The sequence below is a fragment of the Campylobacter showae genome, assembly GCF_004803815.1.
Taxonomy (GTDB): Bacteria; Campylobacterota; Campylobacteria; order Campylobacterales; family Campylobacteraceae; genus Campylobacter_A; species Campylobacter_A showae.
Window position 1 is genome coordinate 1,278,790 of record NZ_CP012544.1, and the last position, 23,616, is coordinate 1,302,405.

Annotated in this window: 20 protein-coding genes and 1 pseudogene; 3 read left to right on the forward strand and 18 right to left on the reverse strand. The window is 44.9% G+C overall.

What is annotated here, in order from left to right:
* Positions 1-8 precede the first annotated feature (8 nt).
* From CSHOW_RS06285 to CSHOW_RS06345, 13 genes are all read right to left on the reverse strand, one after another.
* On the reverse strand, positions 9-1,418 hold the full coding sequence (locus tag CSHOW_RS06285) for a replicative DNA helicase (RefSeq protein WP_002946692.1): 1,410 nt from the start codon (positions 1,416-1,418) through the stop codon (positions 9-11).
* An 11-nt stretch (positions 1,419-1,429) separates the two neighbouring features.
* The gene (locus CSHOW_RS06290; RefSeq protein ID WP_002946691.1) at positions 1,430-1,891 is read right to left on the reverse strand and encodes a type II toxin-antitoxin system VapC family toxin; all 462 of its coding nucleotides are present in this window, start codon (positions 1,889-1,891) and stop codon (positions 1,430-1,432) included.
* Positions 1,884-2,144, reverse strand: a complete 261-nt coding sequence (locus tag CSHOW_RS06295) for a hypothetical protein (protein WP_002946686.1) — start codon at positions 2,142-2,144, stop codon at positions 1,884-1,886. The genes CSHOW_RS06290 and CSHOW_RS06295 overlap by 8 nt, the downstream gene beginning before the upstream one ends.
* 14 nt (positions 2,145-2,158) lie before the next feature.
* On the reverse strand, positions 2,159-3,223 hold the full coding sequence (gene ispG / locus CSHOW_RS06300) for a flavodoxin-dependent (E)-4-hydroxy-3-methylbut-2-enyl-diphosphate synthase (RefSeq protein WP_002946683.1): 1,065 nt from the start codon (positions 3,221-3,223) through the stop codon (positions 2,159-2,161).
* 71 nt (positions 3,224-3,294) lie between these two features.
* The gene (locus CSHOW_RS06305; protein ID WP_002946681.1) at positions 3,295-4,413 is read right to left on the reverse strand and encodes a hypothetical protein; all 1,119 of its coding nucleotides are present in this window, start codon (positions 4,411-4,413) and stop codon (positions 3,295-3,297) included.
* Between the two features lie 9 nt (positions 4,414-4,422).
* Positions 4,423-5,889 carry an MBOAT family O-acyltransferase gene (locus tag CSHOW_RS06310; RefSeq protein WP_002946678.1) on the reverse strand — a complete coding sequence of 489 codons (1,467 nt, stop codon included), beginning with the start codon at positions 5,887-5,889 and terminating at the stop codon, positions 4,423-4,425.
* 420 nt (positions 5,890-6,309) lie between these two features.
* Positions 6,310-7,053 carry a DUF4272 domain-containing protein gene (locus tag CSHOW_RS06315; protein ID WP_002946675.1) on the reverse strand — a complete coding sequence of 248 codons (744 nt, stop codon included), beginning with the start codon at positions 7,051-7,053 and terminating at the stop codon, positions 6,310-6,312.
* Positions 7,054-7,296: 243 nt separating this feature from the next.
* Positions 7,297-7,929 (reverse strand): DUF417 family protein, encoded by a 633-nt coding sequence (locus CSHOW_RS06320; protein WP_002946673.1) that lies wholly within the window; start codon positions 7,927-7,929, stop codon positions 7,297-7,299.
* 442 nt (positions 7,930-8,371) lie between these two features.
* Complete coding sequence (locus CSHOW_RS06325) at positions 8,372-10,459, reverse strand: primosomal protein N' (protein ID WP_002946664.1); 2,088 nt, start codon at positions 10,457-10,459, stop codon at positions 8,372-8,374.
* Positions 10,459-10,872: a prepilin-type N-terminal cleavage/methylation domain-containing protein gene (locus tag CSHOW_RS10595; protein ID WP_039895078.1), complete on the reverse strand. Its 414-nt coding sequence runs from the start codon at positions 10,870-10,872 to the stop codon at positions 10,459-10,461. The genes CSHOW_RS06325 and CSHOW_RS10595 overlap by 1 nt, the downstream gene beginning before the upstream one ends.
* A gap of 116 nt (positions 10,873-10,988) precedes the next feature.
* The gene (locus tag CSHOW_RS10585; RefSeq protein ID WP_261341945.1) at positions 10,989-11,534 is read right to left on the reverse strand and encodes a type II secretion system protein; all 546 of its coding nucleotides are present in this window, start codon (positions 11,532-11,534) and stop codon (positions 10,989-10,991) included.
* Between the two features lie 132 nt (positions 11,535-11,666).
* Complete coding sequence (locus CSHOW_RS06340) at positions 11,667-11,891, reverse strand: hypothetical protein (RefSeq protein ID WP_002946662.1); 225 nt, start codon at positions 11,889-11,891, stop codon at positions 11,667-11,669.
* A 7-nt stretch (positions 11,892-11,898) separates the two neighbouring features.
* A complete protein-coding gene (locus CSHOW_RS06345; RefSeq protein WP_002946661.1) occupies positions 11,899-12,132 on the reverse strand; it encodes a hypothetical protein in 234 nt (77 codons plus the stop codon).
* 67 nt (positions 12,133-12,199) lie between these two features.
* On the opposite strand from CSHOW_RS06345, the gene uvrB reads away from it, so the two are divergent.
* Positions 12,200-14,176, forward strand: coding sequence for an excinuclease ABC subunit UvrB (gene uvrB, locus CSHOW_RS06350; RefSeq protein WP_002946660.1), 1,977 nt, complete (start codon positions 12,200-12,202; stop codon positions 14,174-14,176).
* Positions 14,177-14,689: 513 nt separating this feature from the next.
* On the opposite strand, the gene CSHOW_RS06355 is transcribed toward uvrB, so the two are convergent.
* On the reverse strand, positions 14,690-15,394 hold the full coding sequence (locus CSHOW_RS06355) for a metallophosphoesterase (protein WP_002946659.1): 705 nt from the start codon (positions 15,392-15,394) through the stop codon (positions 14,690-14,692).
* Between the two features lie 297 nt (positions 15,395-15,691).
* On the opposite strand from CSHOW_RS06355, the gene CSHOW_RS06360 reads away from it, so the two are divergent.
* Positions 15,692-18,148 (forward strand): molybdopterin-dependent oxidoreductase, encoded by a 2,457-nt coding sequence (locus tag CSHOW_RS06360; RefSeq protein WP_002946657.1) that lies wholly within the window; start codon positions 15,692-15,694, stop codon positions 18,146-18,148.
* Between the two features lie 191 nt (positions 18,149-18,339).
* Here CSHOW_RS06360 and CSHOW_RS06365 read toward each other — a convergent pair whose 3' ends face one another.
* The 3 genes from CSHOW_RS06365 to CSHOW_RS06375 all read right to left on the reverse strand — a co-directional run bounded on the left by CSHOW_RS06365 (position 18,340) and on the right by CSHOW_RS06375 (position 22,150).
* A complete protein-coding gene (locus CSHOW_RS06365; RefSeq protein WP_100066919.1) occupies positions 18,340-19,023 on the reverse strand; it encodes a hypothetical protein in 684 nt (227 codons plus the stop codon).
* Between the two features lie 104 nt (positions 19,024-19,127).
* Entirely contained in the window at positions 19,128-19,739 is a 612-nt protein-coding gene (locus tag CSHOW_RS06370; protein ID WP_002946655.1) for a LysE/ArgO family amino acid transporter, read from the reverse strand.
* Between the two features lie 317 nt (positions 19,740-20,056).
* Positions 20,057-22,150 carry an RNA degradosome polyphosphate kinase gene (locus tag CSHOW_RS06375; protein ID WP_002946651.1) on the reverse strand — a complete coding sequence of 698 codons (2,094 nt, stop codon included), beginning with the start codon at positions 22,148-22,150 and terminating at the stop codon, positions 20,057-20,059.
* 144 nt (positions 22,151-22,294) lie between these two features.
* Here CSHOW_RS06375 and CSHOW_RS06380 point away from each other — a divergent pair.
* Positions 22,295-23,045 (forward strand): annotated as a pseudogene (locus CSHOW_RS06380) (IS1595 family transposase).
* A 281-nt stretch (positions 23,046-23,326) separates the two neighbouring features.
* On the opposite strand, the gene CSHOW_RS06385 reads toward CSHOW_RS06380, so the two are convergent.
* The gene (locus CSHOW_RS06385; RefSeq protein ID WP_002946649.1) at positions 23,327-23,551 is read right to left on the reverse strand and encodes a YdcH family protein; all 225 of its coding nucleotides are present in this window, start codon (positions 23,549-23,551) and stop codon (positions 23,327-23,329) included.
* Positions 23,552-23,616: the final 65 nt, after the last annotated feature.

Consider the following 23,616-nt stretch of genomic DNA (forward strand, 5'->3'; position numbering starts at 1 on the left):
GGCGCATTTTAGGCGTTTGGGTTAAACTCCGCCACGTGCGCGGCGCCAAAGCTCTTGTCGACAAAGCGCGTAAATTCCTTCTGAAATATTACTTCTACCGTGCCGACCGGGCCGTTTCGGTTCTTGCCCACGATGATTTCGGCGTCTTCTTCGATCTTATTAGGAACAAATTTACGCACGTACTCCTTGCCCTCGGCGTGCGCCTTTTTCTCGGCCTCCTTCTCCTCCTGCTCGCGGTAAACCTCGTCGCGGTAGACAAAAAGTATCATGTCGGCGTCCTGCTCGATGGCGCCTGATTCGCGCAGGTCGCTTAGCATCGGGCGTTTGTTGGCGCGAGATTCTAGGCTGCGGTTTAGCTGGCTAAGCGCGATGATAGGCATGTCTAGCTCGCGCGCTAACAGCTTTAGTCCGCGCGAGATTTCGGCGATCTGTAAGTGGCGGTCGGAGAAATTTGACGTCGCCATCATGAGGCCGATGTAGTCGATGACGCACAGCGCGATCTCTGGGTTCGAGGACTTGAGCTTGCGCATCTGCGTGCGGATCTGGTGGATGTTTACGTAGCCGCTATCATAGACAAAAAGCTTGCGGTTAGCCATATCGTCGCACGCGTCGCTTAGACGCGACCACTCCTCGTCATCCATTTTAGCAGTCATTATGTTTTGCAGCGGGATCGAGGTTTTGGCGCTTAGCATACGCAGCATGATCTGCTCAGCTGGCATCTCAAGAGAGAAAAATACGACTCCGCCGCCGCGCATTAGCACGTGGTTCATCAAATTTAGACAAATCGTCGTTTTTCCCATGCCCGGGCGCGCCGCGATGATGATGAGATCGCCGTGCTTAAAGCCCTTGGTCATCTCGTTTAGCTGGCGAAAGCCGGTGTCGATGCCCACGATATCCTTATCTTCGAGCAGTTTTTGCTTTTCTAGGTGCGCGATGACGTCTGCGATGATGACAGCAGCGTCCTTGATGGCGCCCGCGCTCTGCCCGTCCACTAGCGAATAAAAACTCTGGCTCAGCTCGTCCACCATATCACGGCTAGGCTTATCCTCGCTCACTTTGCTAGGTATCTGGTGCGCGATTTTTACTAAGCTTCGCTTGATAGATTTTTCTTTGATTTCGTTGGCGTATTTTTTCACATCCAGGATCGAGTTCGTGCCGATGATCTCGTTCATCACGTTCTCGTCAAATTTATTTCCCAGCTTGGTTTTTAAAAATCCCGTTTCGACGGGCAAATTTTCATTGAGGCACTTTACCATCGCGTCGTAAACGTCGCCGTGAGCGCGCAGATAAAAGTCAAACGGACTTAGGATATCGAAAATCTCGCTTAGATTATCCGCGCTATAGATTATGGACGCGAGGATCGCGCGCTCCATATCTAGATCATAGAGATTGTGCATATCGATGTTTTCTTTTGCCATTTTTTATCCGTTTAAATTTTTTGTTTCGGCGCGTAATCTTCAAGATTAGCATCCGTGCGCTTTAAGGCTATTTGTAGTTTTGGAAAGGTTTTGTCGTTTGTGACGATCGCCTCACAGCCGCCCTCTAGCGCGCAAAAATACTGCAAAACATCCTCAAAGTCTATCTTGCGCCCAGATTTTAACTCGCTCTTTGCGTATTCGCACGCCAGCGATAGCCCATCATTAGATAGCGGTAGACATTTAAAATTTGACGTCCACGATAATGCGCTAAAAAAATCCAAAATAATTTCATCTGAAATTTTATAACATTTTTTTAGCACGTAAGCCACATCGCTTATACTACCGAATGAGTAACAAATAGTGTCACTAGCACTAAAATTTTCAAAAAGTTTAACGGCCGCCAAATTTAGAGCGCCTCTTTCTTCGACTAAAAAATCAATCAAAATATTGCTATCAAGGAAAATTTTAGCCATCTATGCCGTATCTTTTTTTCATATATTTTTTATCGGCGATTTTTAGCTCTTTTATATCGTCTAAATTTTGACCAGCCTTACCCTTTACTATGCCTGCAAATCGCATGATTTCAAGACTTGGCACGCTCTTTTTGCTTTTTAATTTATCGGCCGCAATTAGCTTTTTTACTTCGTTTGACAGCGTAGTCGCGATCGCTATCAGATCGCTTCTGTCGCTTGGTATTTCAATGTGAAATGTCGTAGTAGTTTGCATATTTTTCCTTTGGTTTAATGCGCTTCGCGAGACTTTATCTCGTCGTCGATCTCGAGTAAAAATCTATCGACTAGCTCGCTCTCGGGCAGCCTCGCGACCACCTCGCCTTTGCGCATTATCATGCCGTTTCCTTTGCCAAATGCTATCGCTACGTCCGCACCCTTAGCCTCGCCGATCGCATTTACGACGCAGCCCATCACCGAGACGTTTAGAGGCTCTTTGATGTGTTTGGTTTTTTCTTCGACGAGCTTTACCGCAGCCATGAGATCAGCCTGCAAACGCCCGCAGGTCGGGCACGAGATGATATTTAGCCCCTCTTTTTGGCGGCCGCTGTCTTTTAGGATCGCTTTTGCGACCTTGATCTCCTCCTCAAGCTCGCCCGTGATGCTAACTCGCATCGTATCGCCGATGCCCTCCAGTAGCAGTCCGCCTAGCGCGATCGCAGACTTTATCGTCGCGTGAAAGCTAGTGCCGGCCTCCGTCACGCCCAGATGAAACGGATAATTTACCAGCGGCCGAAGCGCGCGGTAAGCGGCCATCGTGCGCTCGACGTCGCTTGATTTTAGCGAGATTTTGATATCGGTAAAGTCAAAATCCTCGAGCAAATTTATGTTATAAAGCGCGCTTTGCACCATCGCTTCGACGCTGCGGCCGTATTTGTCCTCAAACTGCTTTTCGAGCGAGCCCGAGTTTACGCCGATGCGGATAGGCAGATTTCGCTGCTTGCACGCGTCCACGACGGCTTTGATGTTCTTTTTTGAGCCGATGTTGCCCGGATTTATGCGGATAGCGTCGACGAACTCGCTAACTATCACGGCGTAGTTGTGATTAAAGTGGATATCGGCTACGACTGGTAGCGGGCTAGCTTTGACGACTTCGCGCAATGCGGCGGTGTCCTCCTTGTCAAACACGGCGCAGCGCACGATATCGCAGCCGGCAAAATAGAGCCGCTGTATCTGCTCTAGCGTGCCTTTTACGTCTTTTGTTTTGCTAAACGTCATCGACTGCACCGATATGGGCGCGTCTCCGCCTATTTTTACGTCCCTGATTTTTATTTGTTTTGTGGGGTATCTTTGCAAATTTGGCCTTTAAATTTTATTGTGCGATTATATAAAATCTTGGCTTTTAAATAAATTTACCGCTCCAAAACCTACTCGCCCAAAACCTCGCGCCTGTACTCCCGCATATCTATAAATTTAGCTCTCAGGCTCTTTTGCTTTTCTATGTGTGCGTCTATGTTTTTGCTAGTTATCTCTACGCCTAGCCCTGCGTGCTCGCCCTGCTTTGTTAAGAAATCCAGCATCATATCGCCGAGCCTTGCGTTATAGTGGCTAGCCTCCCAGTAGTACGGCGAGATTTGGTCTGCGTCTTTAGGTAGCTCCTGTGCCGTTATCTCGTTATAAAGGCCAAAATCCACTATCCTAAACGGCTTTTCCCCTAGACGCTTGGCAACCTCTTCATTTATGGCCGTTACCTGCTTTTTCCACTCGTACCACGCCGCGTCAAGCCCGACTCGGTAGTCCATAGTTTCAAGCAACCTTACGTGTAACGGACTTATAGCGATATCTAGGGTTACGTTATTTTCGTGAGCGTCCGTTAAAATCTCGATAAAATTTTCATAAGATAGCCTTGATACCTCGTCTCTTTTTCGTTCAGCCATATATCCGCTTTCTATCTTTTTTACGGAGTATTCGCGGAATCCGCCGTTTCTTTGCACCTCTTCTAACAGCGACGCCTCGGTCCGTCTGCCGTCAGGTAAAAAAAGCGGAGTTTTGCCGTATTTTAGGATGGTCGCTACCGAGTCGCGAAACGATTGAGAGCTAAATAAAATTTTATACGCGCTAGGGTTTTTAAAATACTCCTCGAAATCATCCGCCTTGCTACCGCCGCCTAGCATCGTCTTATCGTCAAAAATGAGCAACGCCTGCTTTAAATTTCCCTGCTTTATAGCCCATTTTAGATAGGCTTTAGCTTCGTTTAGATTGCCTCCTGATACGGCCGCGTTAAAGGCCGGCTGAGTAAAGTATCTATGCGCCGAGTTTAGCGCGGTTTGCGGGCGGGAGTTGCCTAAAAATATCGAGGCAGGCCTGATTTTTTGGATCTTTACAACCTTCATAAAGCGCGACTGCAAGTCCTCTCTAGGTTTATTTTTAAAGATATCCGTATCGTAAATCCTATATGGATCGACCAGATAGTTAAAAACCGCTACGAACGCGAAAATCAAAGCCGCCGCGGCCAAAAAGCCAAACGTCCATTTTTTAAATTTCATACGACTTTCCTAAAAATTAAAATATAAAAATTGAGACATTTTGTGCAAATTTAAAACGCCCAGCGTAAAACAAAGCACGGCTAGGGCCAAATTTAGCCCGCCGAGCTTAAATCCTTGTAGTTTTTGCGCGGAGTTTTTAAACAGTAACGAGATCGCAAAACCCGCGATAAGGTAGTAGAACAAGGTATTTGTGCTGTCTATTTGTATATTTGGATTCCACTCGCCAAATTTTACGCCGTACTCCCTCAAAAAACCGACCTTTTTCTCTAGCCGCGAATTTAGAGTTAGTCCTCCGCCCAGCCCAAACATCCCCTTTAGCACCTTTAGCGCGTCGTCCCACTCCTTGGCTCTAAAAAACACCCAGGCGATATTTACGAAGTTAAAGGTTATAAACCAAGCTACGAATTTATTTAGTCCAAAGCCCAGCTCGCTCCAAATCCTTTGGACGATCAAAGCCGCGCCGTGTAAAAATCCCCAAAATACAAACGTCCAGCCCGCACCGTGCCAGATGCCCCCTATCACGAAGGTTGCGGCCAAATTTACGTACGTTCTCCCCTTGCCGCTACGGTTGCCTCCTAGCGGGATATAGACGTAATCTCTTAAAAAACGGCTTAGCGTGATATGCCACCTGCGCCAAAAATCCTGAATATTTAAAGCCTTGTAGGGCGAGTTAAAATTTATCGGGAGTTTGATGTTAAAAAATAGCGCCGAGCCGATCGCCATATCGCAGTATCCGCTAAAATCAAAATAAAGTTGAAACGTGTAGCTAAGGCTAGTCGCCCAAGCCTCGATCAAATTTAAGCTCGCGGCCATGTCAAAGCCCTCGGTCGCCCAAACGGCGAAAGTATCGGCGATAACGACCTTTTTAAAAAGCCCGATAGAAAATATAAAAAGCCCAAGAGCGATATTTTTGTAGTTGATTATTTTATTTTTAGCTTTTGCAAACTGCGGCATCATCTCCTCGTGATGCACGATCGGGCCGGCGATTAGCTGCGGAAAAAACGTAACAAACAAGCAGTAATTTAAAAAATCATACCGCTTTGTGCCCTCTTCTGCCACGCTATCTACCAGATACGCGATCTGCTGAAATGTAAAAAACGAAATCGCAAGCGGCAGGAGTAAATTTAGGTGCGATATCTGCGTACCGAAGGCGAAATTTAGGTTGCCGATTAAAAAATCGGAGTATTTAAAATATCCGAGCAAGGCCAAATTTGCCGCGATACCAAGAGCAAGAAGGAGCTTTTTGGAAATTTTGGGATTATTTTTACAAAGCTCTAGCCCAAAAGAGTAGTTAAATATCATGGAAGCTACTATCAAAGGCAGATAAGCGATATTCCACCAGCTATAAAACAATAGCGACGATAGCACCAAAAAGCCCTTCGCCGCTTCGCTAAGGCGCTTTTTATTTAAGAAAAAATATACGAAAAAAGTTATGGGCAAAAATAAAAATATAAATTCGTAAGAGTTAAAAAGCATTATCCATCCATTGATTTTTAACGCAATTATAATAAACATTATTTAATATTTAAACAAAATAAAAATTAATTAATTGCTACAGAGCAAAAACTAAACGCGCAAGCGGTCAAATTTCAAGCAAGGACGTAAAAATAGTCTGCCAAAGTTACAATTTAAATTTGAGCGAAATGACGCAAGTGGCGGTATCGCGAATCTAGACTGGGCGCGGATAAAATTTGCGGGCGGAGCGTATGCTTGATATGTAATAAAGCAAATTTTAAACGCAACGACGTATAGCAAAGAAAAACAACGCGGGAATTAAGGCGAAGTATTTTTCGCTTAAACGAGGCGAAATTTAATTTTTAAGCGTAGGCCAGGCAGATAGCCTGCCGAGCTTGAAAATTAAATTTCAACGAAGTATAAGTAGAAAAAGACAAGCCGCTAAGTGTTCAGATCAGGATAATCCCACGCGTTATATTCATCTGTCAGATTATCGTTCTCAGCCCCCTTGCAGCATAGCCACTCTAGCCCGCCGCGCCTCTCCATCGCGACCTCTTCATCAAGGCCTGCGCTCTTGGTGCCGTGCACGCGGGCATTGACGCACGCCCAGTGGTAGCGGTAGACGAGATCGAGCGCCTGCAGGATTTCATCAGTACCCCGCATTTTCACGCGCTCCGAAAAATCACCGCCGATAAAGGTGTCCATCACAAATTTGCAGTCGCAGATCTCGTTTGGGAAATTTAGCTCATCTACGAGACCCATGGCCCACATCAGCGCCCACAGCGACTCGTATTTCCAGCCCATATTTACGGCCTCGTCGTAGCTCGCTTCGCCCTCTATGACGCGGCGCTCCATGCGCGTGAGCTTATCTATGCACCCAAAGCGGTTGTTTAGAAAGTCCTTCGTGCCCTGCTTGTCTTCGTCGGTTAGCTCGCCGTTATCTCTGATAGTGCAAGCGCACATTATTGCGGCAAACGAGCAGATCGCACGGGCGATAACCTCGTCCTTTTCGCGCGGAGTGACCTCGCTCGTCTCGTATCGTAGCGGCAAATGGTCTATAAAAGGCACGCCTTGCGATTTTAAGATTTCGATGCTTATATCCTTGCGCTCCTGCGCGGTCTTGCCGATCTTTGCGGCGTTTGCGCTATTTTTGCCGCCTCTTTTGAAAAAATCGAAAAATGCCATATTTTCTCCTTTAAATTTAGGGCTGCATTTTACCTAATCTCCGCTTATAGCAGCATTTTACGCGTACACGGTTTGCTAAATTTAACGAGCAAGCAAACGGATAAAATTGATTTGGTATATATTGAAAAAGCAAAGTAATTTTGTAACGAAATAGTAAAAAGTAGAGATGAGAAAAACGGCCGCGAGCGGCGAGTCGCCCAAAAATATAATTTTAGGCGTATCGCTCGCTAAAATCTGCAAATTTTACTTAGCCGAGCAGCTTTTGCAGCACTCCAAAATCCTGCGAGCCGCGTTTGAGGCTACGATTAGTCCCGCAGCAGACATTATTATATCTTTTAGCACCAGTCGTCCCGCACCCGATAGATACGGGAAGCCGTGATTAGGGCTTTCGGTTATGCCGAGTGCCGGGTTGCCTAGATTTGGCACCCAAGTCTCAGGCGTCGTTATCAAAAAGCTAAGCGTTACGATAGACATACCAAACGTCAGCAGCCCGCCGATAAGCCCTAGTTTAGGGAACCAAATGCCAAGCAGTACGAGCGTGCCGATAGTGCAGATCATCGCGCCGATCAGGTACGAAACCGCATAAGTACCGTTTTGTTTATGCCACTCGATGTTTTTAGGCACGACCAAGCCTTCCGGATTTTTGTGTAGGTTGTACTCGGCTACCATTTTGCCCTTACCGTTATCTACGATATCTTTTTTGCTATACATGTAGCTAAAAAACGGGCTGTTGGTTACAAACGGCACAATACCGTCAGCCTCGTATTGCACGACTTTGAGTCCGCCTATCCACGCCATCACGATAAAAATCGCGACGCTAACGTAGTTTACGAAATATTTTTGCGAGCCTGCTAGGGCTTGTAAAAATTTTTGCATTAAGTTCCTTTAGGGTGATTTTTATAATTTTAATTAGACTGCATATTTAAAGCTAGATAAAATTATAACGGGATTATATATAAATCATATAAAATTCGGCTTAAAAAGATAAGCATTATCATAAATAGAAACTTTAATTACATTTTAGTTTTGATTTAAGTAAGATTTTAAATTCATAATATCTTTATCTGCAAATAGCAATCAAAACACACTAAAGACTATTTAGTAGATTTGGCTGGTATATGTGAGCGGATTAATAGCAAAACTTACGTTAAATTTAAGACTTGATCTATAGCCACCAAAACCAAAACAAGCTCGTTTTAGCTTAAATTTTGATACCAAGCCGAATGTGAAATTTGATTTTACAAACCTTGCAAAACATTTAAGACGCTTTCTAGCCACCTAAATTAAACATCGAAAATCAAATGAAAAGAAATCAAATTTACGAGAAATTTATCGGATCCATATCGACGTCAAAGCCTTGCACGGCGCAGATACGAGCGGCTTTTATGAGCGGAGCGTGCGAGGTGCAACGCAGCAAAATCTCAAAACGGTATTTTCCGCCCATGATTTCGATCGCGCACTTGCCGTGTCCGACGATCTCTAGCGAAGATTCGGCCATGCGCAAATTTTCAAGCTCGGCTACGCAAATTTCTAGCCTTTGTTTTGCCGCATGCTCGCTTTTTTCAGAAACGACAACCCGCAAAAGCCTAGCAAACGGCGGATATATCGGCTCTCTAGCAAGAATCTCCTCAGCCAAAAACGCATCGTAATCCGAGATAAAATTTTCAAAAAACTCCCGCTGCCTACTCTGCACGACCACGCGCCCCTCACCCGAGCGTCCTGCCCTGCCCGCCACCTGCATCGCCAGCGCCAACGTTCGCTCGCGAGCGCGAAAATCAGGAAAATTTAGTAGCTCATCTACACCCATGATGACCGCAAGATCCACATTGTGGTAGTCGTGCCCCTTGCTCAACATCTGCGTGCCGACGAGCGCGTCTATCTCGCCCGCATTAAAGGCTTTTAGCGTTTTTTCGAGCTTGTTTTGCGTCGTGATCTCATCTCGGTCGAATTTCTCGATCCTAGCAGCTGGAAACGCCAAGTGCAGGGCGTCCGTCAGCTCGTCGGTGCCGATTTTTTTCGCCTCGATCATCTCGCTACCGCACTTCTCGCACGAGCATGTCGCAACCGTCGTAAAGCCGCAATACTGGCACTTTAGCAGATTTCGCTTTTTGTAAAAGCTCATTCCTACGCTGCAAAATGGGCACTTTATCGTGCTGCCGCACTCACGGCACGACAGATAGCGGAAGTTCGCGCGCGTGGGCAAAAATACGACCGCCTGCTTACCGCTCGCAAAACTCGCCGCGAGCTCACCTAAAATCACATCGCTTAGCCCCGTCTCGCTCTCGTCGTAGATAAATTTTTTCTCGCTTTTAAAAAACGTTCCCCTTAACCTAAAATGAGGCTGCTTTTTGAAGCTCACGACGCTCGGGGTCGCCGAGCCAAGTACGACTTTGATGTCAAATTTGCTTGCCAAAAAAAGCGCGAGATCGCGGGCGTTATAGTGTGGATTTTGCGCGGATTTGTAGCTGTCGTCGTGCTCCTCGTCGACGATGATGAGTCCAAGCTCGCTAAAAGGCAAAAATAGCGCCGAGCGCGCGCCAGCGATCAAATTTATCTCGCGACTCTGAAATTTTTGTAGGATTTCGCCGCGCTTTTTTGGAGTTATTTTGGAGTGCCAGACACCAAATTTCTCGCCAAAATAGCTCTTTAGCCGCTTCGTCATCTGAGGCGTTAGCGAGATTTCAGGCATCAAAAGCAAAACCTGTTTGCCCGCGAGTAGATATTCGCGGATAAGGGAAAAATAAATCTCGCTTTTGCCGCTTCCCGTATCGCCGAAAATCAAACTCGTTTTATGGCTTTTAGCAAAATTTAGCGCCACTTGTTGATCTTGGTTTAAACTTGGGATTTTTGGGAAAAACTCGATTGCAACTGATTGGTTGGTGCCTATTTTGGGCGACTGTGTGGGATTATTAAAATTTAATTTGGCACCAACATTCTCATTTAATTTCAAATTTTCCTGATAGTCGCCGCTATTTAAATTTTCAGGCAAATTTGACTGCCATGTTTCGTTTAATTCCGTAGTCAAATTTAACTCTTTGCTATCGTCAAATTTTGCATTTGTCTCGTTTTTATCGCTCAGAATTTGCGCTTGCGTCAAATTTTGCAAGCAAGGCGCTTCAATCTCAAGCGGAGTAAAAAGTCCGGCCGCGATAGATAAATTTACGACATAGTAATGCGAGATAAATTTCAAAAGCGAAATTTGTATCGGTGTAAGCGTGGCGGGTAAAATTTCTAAAATTTCAAGCGTTTTAAAATTCGGCTCGGCTACGCTTTGGAGGACGTAGCCGATAGTTTTTTTATTTTTTATATTGATTAAGACTTGGGTAAAATTGGGTATTTTAAAATCTGAACAATATGTAAGCGGCTTAAGATTTAAGCCGCTCGGAATTATTTGGTAGTAGAGCATTACTCCAATTCTTGACAAAATCGACCGGCCTCGTTATCGGCACACACAAAAGTTCCAGTATTTTGAGTGTATGTAAAAGTAGCCGCTCTGTTCCTCAATGTAAAAACATAGACATTAGCCGCGCTGCTAGTCCAACCACTTTGCCTACTAGGAACTATACCGTTTTGTAAAACCCCTTCAAAAAGTACATCATTATTTGTACCCTCAAGAGCTGGATACGCGAATCTACCGGATAACATATTGGTATTGTATGAGTTTATTATCGCGCTTCTTATAGATGCTATGTCAGATTTTGCTCGCGTGATTATCGCATCGTCCCTATTAACAAACAGTCTAGGCACTGCAACTCCAGCCAAGATACCTATAATAACTATTACAAAAACAAGTTCAATTAACGTAAAAGCGCGTCTCATTGAGGCCCTTTCTTGATATAAAGGATTATTAAAAATAAGTAAAAATGGGTAGGTAAAATTTAAAAAGGGCTCGATCTAGTCGAGCCCAACATTTCTAAACAAATAGACCAAAGGTATTATCTAACTACAGATAGTCCTGTAATCTGTACACCAGCGGCAGGAGCAGCAGCTTCCCATTGGTTTGTAACAGTATTAAATGTTTGACCTACAAATTGTGCATTTATATATTTTTGAATCTCTGGATCAGCTATGACTTTTACACAAATAGGCGCAGCAGCATCAGCACCAGCCGCTATAGTTACAAACGCAGGTGTTCTAGTGGTTGCGTTATTTACCTCTGGATTAAGCGTGAACGCTAGGCAGTTTTTGCCGGCTGATTGTAGGCTTCCAGTCGCTGTTCCAGTCGCTGTTCCATTTGCAGCTATATTAAGATCAGTACCGCCACTAATAACAACGTTACTCATTTGTGCCTTTGTACCAAATCTTCCTTGTGAAGTATAGTAAGCTCCGATATCGCTTATTAAAGTACTTACGTTTGTTGCAGCTTTTGCTATCTCAGCGTCATCACGAGTTGCAGTTAGTCTTGGTACTGCTACAGCAGCTAAAATACCTAAAATAACAATCACGAAGATCAACTCAATCATTGTAAAACCTTTTCTCATATGAGACTCCTTGTGTTTATTTCTGCATACACTTATGCAGTTGGCGGAATTATATAGATAATTAACTTAAAAATATATTAAAAAGAAATATTTTTATATAGCCGCGTGTAGAAAAGTAATCTAGGATAAAATTTAACTTATTTCTTTACTTACTTTTTGGGCTAAAGAGCGCAGATCGCGCTCCTGCTGATAGTTTTCATAGCATTTTTGGACAAAGGCGCTTAGTAGCTCTTTGACGTCGAGATACTTTTTGCCTCCGGTAAAGGTCTCCCACTCTTTTTCAAAATTTTGGGCAAAGTCGTCCTCGAGGCTGATGTTGTAGAATGTGGAAGCTATTTTTACCGTTATTTTTTTCATCGTTTACTTATTTTCCCAGTACCGCTTCGATCTTGCGGATAACGTCGTCGCTCTCGGTATTTTTGGTTCTTAGGTCTTCTTCTAGGCGGGCGATTTGGTTTGTTTTTGCTTCGTTTTGGGCTTTGACGCTGATTAGTTCGTTGCGTAGAGACTCGTTTTCTTCGCAGATTTCGTTATATCTAGCCAGCAGGTCGTTTACCTTGTCGGTTAGGGTGTTTAGTACTTTATCGTTATCAAACATCTTTTTCCTTAGTTTTGGTATAATTTTATGTAATTGTAACAAAAAAAGCTGATTTTTAAGGTAAAAAATGAAAAATTTTGAAATTTCGTCCAAATTTAGCCCGAGCGAGGATCAGGCCCGCGCAGTCGCTAACATCGTAGCCTCCGTAAGATCTGGCAACAAATATCAAACGCTTCTAGGCGTCACGGGCTCGGGCAAGACCTTTACGATGGCAAACGTGATAAAAGAGCTAAATATGCCCACGCTAATCATGACGCACAACAAATCTCTCGCCGCGCAGCTTTATAGCGAATTTAAGGGCTTTTTTCCTAAAAATCACGTGGAGTACTTTATCAGCTACTACGACTACTATCAGCCCGAAGCCTACATCCCGCGTCAAGACCTTTTCATCGAAAAGGACAGTTCCGTAAACGAAGAACTCGAACGCCTGCGCCTCTCTGCGACGGCTAGTTTACTTAGCTTTGACGACGTCGTGTGCGTGGCGTCGGTGTCGGCCAACTACGGCCTGGGTAATCCTAGCGAATACCAAGGCATGGTCGCGTATCTGGGCGTTGGCGAAAATATCAATCAGCGTGCGCTGCTGCAAAAGCTCGTCGATATGGGCTACAAGCGAAACGATAACTACTTCGACCGAGGCGACTTTCGCGTAAACGGCGACGTCGTGGACGTCTATCCCGCATACTGGGGCGACGAGGCTCTTCGTATCGAGTTTTTTGGCGACGAGATAGACGCGATGTATCACTTTGACGTGCTTGAAAACAAAAAGCTAAAAGACGTGGGTAAATTTACGCTTTATGCCACGAGTCAGTTTATCGTGGGCGCAGACCGCCTAAAAATCGCCATCAAACAGATCGAAGAGGAGCTAGAAGAGCGGCTAAAAGAATTTAACGAGCAAGGCAAGCTCGTCGAGGCGCAGCGCCTAAAACAGCGAGTGGAATTTGACCTAGAGATGATGAGCAGCACAGGCATGTGCAAGGGTATCGAAAACTACGCGCGCCACCTAACCGGGCAAAAGCCCGGAGAGACGCCATACTCGATGTTTGATTACTTCGAGCTTGGCGGCAAGGACTATCTAGTCATCGTGGACGAGAGTCACGTGAGTCTGCCGCAGTTTCGCGGTATGTACGCAGGCGACCGCAGCCGCAAAGAGGTGCTGGTGGAGTACGGCTTTCGTCTGCCGTCCGCACTGGATAACCGTCCGCTCAAATTTGACGAGTTTATAAACAAACGCGCCAAATTTCTTTTCGTCTCGGCAACCCCAAATGAATACGAGATAAATTTAAGCTGCGGCCACGTCTATGAGCAAATTTTACGTCCGACGGGACTGCTCGATCCCTTGATCGAGATAAAAGACAGCGAAAATCAGGTGGAGATTTTATTTGACGAGGCTAAAAAAACCATCGAGAGAAACGAGCGCGTGCTAGTCACCGTGCTCACCAAAAAGATGGCCGAGGAGCTTAGCCGCTACTACACCGAGCTAGGCATCAAGGTCAAATACATGCACTCAGATATCGACGCCGTCGAGCGAAACGAGATCATCCGCGGACTGCGTAGCGGCGAGTTTGATATGCTCATCGGTATAAATTTGCTCCGAGAGGGGCTTGATCTGCCCGAGGTTAGCCTCATTGCCATCATGGACGCCGACAAGGAGGGCTTTTTGCGCTCGACGACGAGCCTCATACAAACGATGGGGCGTGCGGCTAGAAACGTAAACGGCCGGGTGCTGATGTTTGCCAAAAAGATCACCAAATCAATGCAAGAAGCGATGGATACGACGCTGGCACGCCGCAAGATGCAAGAGGAGTACAACCGCGCCCACGGCATCACGCCGCGCTCAGCCAGCCGAAATATCGAGGAGAGCCTGCACGTCGAGGACGGCACGGAGATCTTAAGAAAAGGCGCAAATCTGGAAAAAATGCCCGCCAGCGAGCGAGCGAGCATAATCAAAGAGTTAAGAAAACAGATGCTAGAAGCCGCGGAGCAGCTGGAGTTTGAGAAGGCGGCGGCATTGCGCGACGAGATCGCCAAGATACGCAAGCTTTAAATTTAACGGCTTGTCTTTTTTCGCCATACTTCGTTACCGGCTCAGTCGGCTTCGGTCACGGACGGCTAGTCCGCTCCCTCGCCTCGCTCGCCGCTGCCTCATCTGACGAAAAATGCTTCGCCTTATCGTTTTGCGTTCAAATTTGGGGTCCAATTTGGCTAAATTTGTAAATTTGGCTTCAAATTTTACTCACCGAGATCCGCATCTTTAAAACGTCAAATTTGAATCATATTTGCGACGCTTTGCGTCAGAAAAGCTGTGTCGCCACATTAAAAGCGTCGTAGGGGGGGGAGAGGGGGATTAAAAAAAAAGGGGGGGGGGGGCGACTTCGCCATTTAAGCCCCTTCCTCCTTAACAAAGAAGCAAAACGACCTGAAACAATCTTTTTTGCTAAGGGGGTTTTTAACGCATGGCGTCAAATTTAATCAACCCAAATTTAGCATTTTCGCGGTATAGGTCTCGGCGCGTAAATTTTAAATTTTAGTCAAATTTAGCCTCAAAATTTAACTAAAATCACCCGCCCTCTTCGATATTTTCCTGCAAAAAGACTCGCATGCTCGGAAACTCGAGCGCGCAAAGATGGCCAAATTTATGCTTATAGACGCAGCCTGTGTCGATATTTGCGCCAAATTCCGTGATATCAGGCTCAGCGATTGGCGTATGGCCGTAGACGTTAAAGACGCCATCGTTTTGGCTAAAATCGCCTCTACCGCAAAGCACGTGTCGCCTAAACTCCGCCGCACTATCGCCGTCCGAGTTACGCAGCGGCCACATCCGCCCGGCCGCCGAGTGCGATACCACGAGCCGCCTGCCCTGCGTGTTTTTAAACTCGTCAAATTCCAAATAAAGCGGCAAATTTGATAAAAACTCTATGTGCGCGAGCTTCTGGGTACGGCTGGCTTTGGCGTAGGATGCAAAAGTCTGCGCGCCGCCGTTGAGGAAAAACCAGCGCGGATCGCTAGGCATTTCGCCACGCAAAAATGCGTCCTTGTGTTGCAAAAGGCGGTATTCGTGATTGCCCATCACAGCCGCGTAACCGCGCTGCATCACTAACTGCACGACCTCAAAACTCCCCTCGCCGCGGTCTATCAGATCGCCCACGAAGCAAATTTTAGAATCAGCACCGCGCGGCAAGCGATCTATCAAGGTGCAAAGGGTTTTATAACAGCCGTGAACGTCGCCAATGAGGTAAATTTGGTCGCCATAATCATCTAACATTTTTAATTGCCTATCTTAAATTTGGCTCAAATTTTAGCCGTTTTTTATAAATATTACAGTCGCTTTCACATCTGCATACGCCTAAATCCAAATAATCTTTACCTAAAATCATATTTTTATACAGTTTTTATTCTTTATCTCTTATAATATCATATAACTATAAAATTAATTTTCATACTTCAAGGGGGTTTAATAAATAGCGCCGACGACCTTAAATTTAGTCGTAGGCTTAGTCGAGAGTACATTTAACCCAACACCAAAGACGAGATAACCAAATTTCATTTCAAGGGAGAAAAAATGAAAAGACGAAATTTCTTAAAGCTTAGCGCATTAGCCGGCGTCAGCCTGCAAGCCAATAGAATAGAGGGCGTCACTCAAACGCTTTTTGATCAGAAAAAGGTTTTTTGCGTAAATAGATTCGGTCCGTTTTACGCAAACGTAGTCAGCGGACAGATAACCAGCATAGATCCTTTTGAGGCGGATAAATTCCCGAGCACTTTAAACAACGCCGTCGCAGACTGCGTCCAAAACGAGAGCAGAGTACTGTATCCTTGCGTTAGAAAGAGTTATTTGGAGAAAAAAGGACCAAATAAACCCGAACTTAGAGGTGAGGAGGAATTTGTAAGAGTTAGCTGGGATACGGCGCTTGATCTAGCAGCAAAAGCTCTAAAAGAAAATTTTGAAAAATACGGCTCCGAGAGTATCTACGGAGAGTGCTACTGGTGGGGCGGCAGCGGTAAAGTCAGCTGGGGTAGAGCTACGGCCAGAAGGATGCTAACGATACTAGGCGGCTTCGTCTCAGAGGACGGCAACTACTCCTATGGTGCTGGTCACGTTATCATGCCTCACGTTATCGGAACTATCGAGCCAAACGAAGTTCCTACGAAATGGGAAGCGGTACTAAAGTCTGCTAAAACGATAGTTTTTTGGGGAAGCAATCCAGTAGTAACCAATGAAATAGGCGTAGGCGCTCCTACTCACGAGGGCTACGAAGTGTATGCCAAGCTAAAAGATATGAACGCAAAAGGCGAAAAGAAAATTTACGCCGTAGACACCTATAAAAACGATACGATCAGGTATCTAAACTCGGACTTTATAGGAGTGGTGCCGGGGACAGATACGGCCATGATGATAGGCATGTGCCACTATCTATACGAAAATAAACTATACGACGAAGCCTTTATAGGCAAATACACCGTTGGATTTAATAAATTTAAAGATTATTTCCTAGGCACTAACGACAATGTGGTTAAAAATTTAGACTGGGCTAGCAAAATTTGCGGCGTAAGCGTCAAAAAGCTAGAGGAACTTTGCGCGTCGCTAGTTAAAAACGAGTCTTTGATAATAAGCGGTTTTGCCATCCAAAGGCAAGATCACGGAGAGCAGTCATATTGGGCTCTCATCACGCTAGCCTCGATGCTAGGACACATAGGCAAGGAGGGCTGCGGCTTTATGACTTGCGATCAGGGGCATAAAACCAGCACGGATAGCTTTATCGCACCGGCTCTAAAAGGCCTAAGCTCGGTTCCTAGCGAAAAATATACCACAGAAAATAGCCCTTGGGTAAAAAACAAAGGCTACGTCATGCCAAACAGCAGAATAATAGACGCACTCCTAAATCCGGGCCAAGAGATGCAAAGAAACGGCGAAATTTATAAACTCCCGCATATGAGAGTTTCCGTAAGCGCTAGCGGATCGATATTTACGAGACATCAGGATATAAACCGCGCGGTACAAGCATGGAAAAAGCTTGATACCGTGATAACCATAGAGCCTTATTGGACTAGCGGGGCTAAGCTTAGCGACATAGTCCTGCCTGCAGCTATCGAGCCTGAGAGAAACGATATAGAGCAGTCAAACGCTACGGGCGAGTATATATTTGCCATAAAACAAGCCGTCCAGCCTATGGGCGAGAGCAGGAGCGATTTTGAAATTTGCAAAGGAATTTGCAAGAGATGGGGCATGGAAGAGGTATTTAACGAGGGCAAGACCGAGATGGAGTGGATAAAAGAAATTTTCGCCGACGCCATGGATCAAGCCAAAGCGCTCGGATACGATAATTTGCCTACGTTCGATGAGTTTTGGGAAAAAGGATACGTAAAATTCGACAAAAAAGACGAAGAGAAAAAATACTATACTAGATTTGCGAATTTTAGAGAAAATCCAAACAAATTTAGACTCGGAACGCCGTCGGGAAAGATCGAGATTTATTCGCCAGTCATCGCAAAAATGAAATACGACGACTGCCTAGGGCATCCGGCGTGGTTTGAGCCTACCGAGTGGCTCGGCGATAAAGAAAAAACCAAGAAATATCCACTCGCGCTAAATACTCCGCACTCTCGCTTTAGGCTGCACTCTCAGCTGGATAACTCCATAGTTAGAAAGTACGCCGAAGTAAACGGTAGAGAGCCGATATTTATCAGCCAAAGCGCGGCCAAAAAACGCGGCATCGCAACGGGAGACGTGGTTAGGGTGTTTAACGACAGGGGCGAAATTTTATGCGGGGCGATAGTGAGCGATATAACCCAAGACGACGTCGTAATCGTATGTGAGGGCGCATGGTACGACCCTGAAGTCTACGGCAAAAAGAGCCTGTGCCAGCACGGATGCGTAAACGTGCTCACAAAAGACAAAGGCACGAGCAAGCTAGCGCAAAGCAACATCGCGCATACGAATTTAGTCCAAGTCGAAAAATATAAAGGCGCGATAAGACCTATCAGAGCGTTTTCTAAACCAAAAATCATAGGTGCTTAAATTTGAGGCGGGGTTTAGGCTCCGCCGTTTTTGAATGTTACTATCTCCGCGGTTTATCAGATCACCCATAAAGCAAATTTTAGAATCGGCATCATATGAAAAACAATCTATCATAGGCAAAGGGTTTTACAGCAGCCGTGAACGTCGCCAATGAAGTAAATTTAATCCTTTATTTTACTAAATTTTAGCGGTTACTGACGATAATCTTTGTCGAAAAGCTTATCTAGACTGTCTTTTCTGTATTCCAAGCCCTTCAAGATCGCCTCCACGCCATCTCTAGTTAGATCGCGGAATTTGACGCCCTCAAAATCAAAATACACCGTCATCCCGTTATCGCTGATTTTAATAATCCGCATAGCATATTGAGAAAGACTAAATTTATCTACACCTACGCAATTTATTAGCTCGTCGGCATATTTAGCAATTATATCCTTTATAATCATTTTTGATTTATACTGCTGCTCAGTCGCATAAGTAGCCACGCTCGGAGCTAGTTTTTCAATGCTTTTCTCATAGGCCTTAAATTTATCGGTCTTAGTTACCGTCCCATTTCTTGAAGTTTCAAGGACAGATTTTAAAAACTCTATATTCAAATTTATCATAGCATAGGAATCGACCTTTATCCAGTCCAGCGCATCCTTATCAGCGTTGATATATGGGTTAAATTTGCTCGGCAAACGCATTTTTGACGCGTTTAAATTTCGCCAAAATTTTTCGTGAGCCTCCTGGCTAAATTTAATCTGCCCGCCTGCAACATCTATCGCAACCTTTCTAGCTATATATAAATTTTCGCTAGTTGAGCTTCCGTCGCCTTTTGATGCTATGCTGCACCCGCAAAATATCAGCACAATCATAAAAATAATCAGCTTTTTCATCGCTTCTCCTGTTAACATAATTTTGCGAAATTTTACTACCGCAAGCATTAAATTTTACTTGCAAAATACGCGCAAGCTAAATTTCGCATCAAATTTGAGCGCCCTCACTTGCCGACAACTAACATCACACCAAGCGCTATCATCATTACGCCGACGAAAAACTCCAAAATTTTCCATGCGACGGGCTTTTGAAACAACGGCGCTAAAAATCTAGCTCCGTATCCGAGCGAAAAGAAAAACACAAACGACGCGCACATCGCGCCCGTGCCAAAGAGTCCCGCACTCTCGCTAAATTTCGTAGAAACCGAGCCCAAAAGTACGACCGTGTCAAGATAAACGTGCGGGTTTAGCCACGTAAAAGCTAGCGTAAGAAGCGCCGTTTTTACCGTACTGCGCGCCTCCTCGCCGCCTGCCGTTAGCGCATGAGAGGCGCTAAACGCGCTATAAAGGCTACGAATTCCGTAAATGCTCAAAAATACAAATCCGCCCCAAAGCGCGGCGGTTTTGATGATGGGATAGCGCTCAACCACGTAGCCAAACCCCGACACTCCCGCAAAAATCAGCGTGGCGTCGCTAAGCGCGCAGATAGCGCAAACTAGAAAAACATACTGTTTTTTGATGCCTTGTTTTAGCACGAAGGCATTTTGAGCTCCGATGGGTAAAATCAGCGAGAGCCCGAGCGAAAAACCAGAGAAAAAGGCGTTGAAAGAAATCATTTTATCACTTATATTTTGTTTTTTAATTTTTTGACCGAAATGCGTGTAACCAAAAACTCGGCGAAGTAAAATTTGCCGCACGCGTATATTTTTACAAATTTGCTCGCCGAATTTAGAAGTTTCAAGATGCGGGTCTGGGCAAGTAAAATTTGAAGCCGAAATTTACAAATTGACTTCAAATTTGAATATAAAACGACAAGGTGAAATATTTTTGTTCTAGACGAGGTGCTTTTAAATTTGGCGACGGGAGTTACCATATAGGTAATGACCGAGCCGAATTTACAAGTAACGAAGTATAGAGCAAAAAGACGAGCCGCTCAACTTTCTTTTAGCAGTTTCGCCACCATCTGCTCGCTCTTCCCCTTATCGGTATCCTTTTTCGTCGCCTTATATATCCCGCTCACGTACTCCTCGAGCACCTCTTGCGAGTTTATGCGCGCGTCGCCATCTTTCGGCCTTACTTTGGCGTATTCGCCGCTATTTTGCAGCTCAAACGCCAGCTCGTTATCGCTAAGCTGCAATCGCAAAAACTCAAGCAAGCGCTCTTGCAAATTTTTATCGATTATCGGCGTCATGAGCTCTAGGCGGCGCTCGAGATTTCGCGGCATCCAGTCGGCGGAAGCGATGTAAATTTGAGGCTCGGCGTGCCTGAAATAAAATATCCTCGCGTGCTCAAGGTATTTGCCGATGAGCGATCTCACGCGGATATTTTCGCTGAGGCCCTTCACGCCCGGGCGCACGCAGCAGATGCCACGTACGATGAGATCGATCTTTACGCCCGCACTACTGGCCTTTACCAGCGCATCCACGATATCGCTATCTACTAGCGCGTTCATCTTGGCCACGATCCTGCCCTGCTCTCCGTGCGCGGTCTCGGTCTTTATCATCTCTAGCACGCGCTCTTTTATCTGCATCGGCGACATAGAAAGCGTCTGCAGGCGGCGGTTTTTAGAAAAACCCGAAAGTATATGAAAAAACGTCGTCGTATCGCTCGCAAACTCCGCCCTACTCGTAAAATAGCTCACGTCGGTGTAAATTTTCGCCGAACCGCCGTTGTAGTTGCCGGTAGAAAGGTGCATGTAAAATTTGAGCTTGCCGCCCTCTTGACGGATGACTTGACTTACTTTTGCGTGCACCTTAAAGCCCGTGATGCCGTATATCACGTGCGCGCCGGCATCCTCTAGAGCCTTTGCCCAGTGTAGGTTGTTTTCCTCGTCGAACCTCGCCTTTAACTCGACCATCACGGTTACTTGCTTGCCGTCGTTTGCGGCGTCGATGAGGGCCTGGATGATAGGCGAGTTTTTATCGACGCGGTAGAGCGTCATGCGGATCGAGATCACGCGCGGATCCTTGCTCGCCTCCCTGATAAACTGCACGACGGGATCAAAGCTCTCGTAGGGATGCACGACTAGCACGTCTTCTTTGTCGATGACGTCAAACATCGAGAGGTGGCTGCTAAAAGGCGGCAGAGTCTTTGGCGCGTACGGCGGCAGGCAAAGGTGCGAGAATTCTTTATTTCCCACGATCTGCCAGAGCGAATTTAGCGTCAGCGGTACGGTGTACTCATAGATGTCTTTGTAAAAAATCTTCATATGCGAGTTTAGAAACTCGACTATCTCGGCGTCGGCGTCCTTTTGTATCTGCATGCGGACAAACGCGCCTTTTCGGCGTAGCTTGAGCCCTTGCTCGAGGATCATCATGAAATCATCCGCCTCTTCCTCCTCGATGACGATGTCGGCGTTTCGCGTAACTCTAAACGCCGCCGAACTAAGCAGCTTGTAACCAGGAAAAATCTCCTCTGCGTGGCGGTGCACGATCGTTTCTATCGGCACGTAGACGTTGTCGCTAGCCTGAAAAAATCTCGGCAAAACGCGCGAGATGCGTATCATGCCAAATTTTATGATCTCAGGACTATCCGCGTCGGCAAGCTTGACGGCTAGGCTAAAGCTAAGGTTGTTTAGATGAGGATACGGGTGCGTGGCGTCAACCGCGATAGGCACGATGACGGGCAGGATATTTGAGAAAAAATACTCGTCGCATTTGGCGCGAAGTTCGGGCGAGATTTCGTCGTAATTTTTCATAAAAAGCCCGTTTTGCGCGAGTTCTTTTAGCGCGTCTTTGTAGTGCCTTTCTACGATAGATAGCTCGTCTTTGATGTATTTTCTGATCTCTCTTAGCTGATCGAGCGGACTCATGCCGTCGCTACCGCTAGCTGCGACTCCGGCGGCAAAAAGCTGCTTAAGCCCCGCGATACGGATCATGTAAAACTCGTCCAAATTCGTCATATAAATCGCGATAAATTTTAGCTTTTCAAGCGGCGGTAACGCCTTTTCGCACTGGGCTAAAACGCGCGAGTTAAAGCGTAGCCAGCTAAGCTCGCGGTTGATAAAAACGCTCTTTTTCTCATCCATTTTCCATCCTTTTTAAACTTTCATAAATTTTAGCGAATTTTATCTTAAATCACGGTCTTTCCGAAAAGCCGTAAGTTTGTGTTATAATAAACAAAAAATAAATAGCTCAAGATAAGTTAAAAACCTTCAAAGGAGTTTTTAACTATGATTTTGTCAATGAAAAATAAGTATATCTATCGTTCCCGAATTTCAGAGAAGAAATTTAGAGAAATTTTAAAGTATTTTGCACAAGATATAGAGGCTACTAAAATAGCAAATTTAACCGGAATTTCTAGAATTTCCATTAATAAAATTCTAAAAAATATCAGAATTTTAATGGCTAAAGAGTGTGAAAAGATAAGCAAATTTAGCGGCGAGATTTCCAAGCCTGCCTAGAAGCTTCGCTTTGAAATAGACGAAAGTTACTTTGGATCTAAAAGAGTAAGAGGTCTTGTGCTTGCACTCTCTTTGAGAAAAGAGGTAGAGGCGCAGCAAATAAAACTCCAGTATTCGGTATGCTAAAGCGTGACGGTAAAGTCTATACCCAAATAGTTAAAAACTGTTCTGCTAGTGAGTTGATCCCTATATTATCTCAATATAGCGAGCTTGATAGCTCTACTATCTATTCTGATTGTTGGAAGACCTATGACGGTTTGGTGGATTATGCAGCTTTAGCTCATTATAGAGTAAAGAATTCTAAGAATGAATTCGCTAACGGTAAAAATCATATAAATGGCATTGAGAATTTCTGAGGATACGCTAAACATAGACTAGCTAAATTTAAAGGGATAAAGAAAGAGAATTTTTGCTTCATCTAAAGGAATGCGAATTTAGATATAATAACAGTAAAGATACAAAAACCTTCTATCATATTTTACTAAAGATGATAAGAAAAAATCCACTTAACTTATCTTGAGCCAAATAAATTAAACTTCGGCAAAAATAGGCAAGGGAAAAAAGATGGATTATATTTGGGCGGTTATTATTTTATGCGTTGGAATGGCGGTTTTTTGGGTTTTAAAGAAAATTTCGATGTGATCGCGTTTTAAATTTGACGAATAAATTTAATGTTATTGCAGTGATTTTTTATTTTGGTTCTGAGTAAAATTTGACAAAGTTTTTAGAAGTATTTTTAACTAATTAAAAAGATGAAATTTTAAGTAAAAACGGCGGCGCAAATCGTCCGCCGCGGATAAGTCAAAGATTATTTTCCTTTTTATATTCGGCTAAAAAGGCGTAAATTTCGTCTTTTAATCTGAGTTTTTCGCGTTTTAGAGCATCCACTTCGGCATCGTTATAGACATTGCCTTTTTGCATCTCGGCGATCTTTTCGTCTAAGTCGTTGTGTTTGTCGAAAAGCGACGTAAATCTCGCATTCGTGCCTTTTAGCTTAGTTATAAGCTCTCTGTCTTCATGAAACATATTTGCTCCTTTGATAGATTAAATTTTAATTTAATTTTAGCGAATATTATTTTAAGAGCGGGTTA

What these genes read in the sequence shown, in the direction of transcription:
- CSHOW_RS06285 (WP_002946692.1), bottom strand. Translation starts at nt 1,418, where the DNA reads ATGGCAAAAGAAAACATCGATATGCACAATCTCTATGATCTAGATATG.
- CSHOW_RS06290 (WP_002946691.1), bottom strand. Translation starts at nt 1,891, where the DNA reads ATGGCTAAAATTTTCCTTGATAGCAATATTTTGATTGATTTTTTAGTC.
- CSHOW_RS06295 (WP_002946686.1), bottom strand. Translation starts at nt 2,144, where the DNA reads ATGCAAACTACTACGACATTTCACATTGAAATACCAAGCGACAGAAGC.
- CSHOW_RS06305 (WP_002946681.1), bottom strand. Translation starts at nt 4,413, where the DNA reads ATGAAATTTAAAAAATGGACGTTTGGCTTTTTGGCCGCGGCGGCTTTG.
- CSHOW_RS06310 (WP_002946678.1), bottom strand. Translation starts at nt 5,889, where the DNA reads ATGCTTTTTAACTCTTACGAATTTATATTTTTATTTTTGCCCATAACT.
- CSHOW_RS06315 (WP_002946675.1), bottom strand. Translation starts at nt 7,053, where the DNA reads ATGGCATTTTTCGATTTTTTCAAAAGAGGCGGCAAAAATAGCGCAAAC.
- CSHOW_RS06320 (WP_002946673.1), bottom strand. Translation starts at nt 7,929, where the DNA reads ATGCAAAAATTTTTACAAGCCCTAGCAGGCTCGCAAAAATATTTCGTA.
- CSHOW_RS06325 (WP_002946664.1), bottom strand. Translation starts at nt 10,459, where the DNA reads ATGCTCTACTACCAAATAATTCCGAGCGGCTTAAATCTTAAGCCGCTT.
- CSHOW_RS10595 (WP_039895078.1), bottom strand. Translation starts at nt 10,872, where the DNA reads ATGAGACGCGCTTTTACGTTAATTGAACTTGTTTTTGTAATAGTTATT.
- CSHOW_RS10585 (WP_261341945.1), bottom strand. Translation starts at nt 11,534, where the DNA reads ATGAGAAAAGGTTTTACAATGATTGAGTTGATCTTCGTGATTGTTATT.
- CSHOW_RS06340 (WP_002946662.1), bottom strand. Translation starts at nt 11,891, where the DNA reads ATGAAAAAAATAACGGTAAAAATAGCTTCCACATTCTACAACATCAGC.
- CSHOW_RS06345 (WP_002946661.1), bottom strand. Translation starts at nt 12,132, where the DNA reads ATGTTTGATAACGATAAAGTACTAAACACCCTAACCGACAAGGTAAAC.
- uvrB (WP_002946660.1), top strand. Translation starts at nt 12,200, where the DNA reads ATGAAAAATTTTGAAATTTCGTCCAAATTTAGCCCGAGCGAGGATCAG.
- CSHOW_RS06355 (WP_002946659.1), bottom strand. Translation starts at nt 15,394, where the DNA reads ATGTTAGATGATTATGGCGACCAAATTTACCTCATTGGCGACGTTCAC.
- CSHOW_RS06360 (WP_002946657.1), top strand. Translation starts at nt 15,692, where the DNA reads ATGAAAAGACGAAATTTCTTAAAGCTTAGCGCATTAGCCGGCGTCAGC.
- CSHOW_RS06365 (WP_100066919.1), bottom strand. Translation starts at nt 19,023, where the DNA reads ATGAAAAAGCTGATTATTTTTATGATTGTGCTGATATTTTGCGGGTGC.
- CSHOW_RS06370 (WP_002946655.1), bottom strand. Translation starts at nt 19,739, where the DNA reads ATGATTTCTTTCAACGCCTTTTTCTCTGGTTTTTCGCTCGGGCTCTCG.
- CSHOW_RS06375 (WP_002946651.1), bottom strand. Translation starts at nt 22,150, where the DNA reads ATGGATGAGAAAAAGAGCGTTTTTATCAACCGCGAGCTTAGCTGGCTA.
- CSHOW_RS06385 (WP_002946649.1), bottom strand. Translation starts at nt 23,551, where the DNA reads ATGTTTCATGAAGACAGAGAGCTTATAACTAAGCTAAAAGGCACGAAT.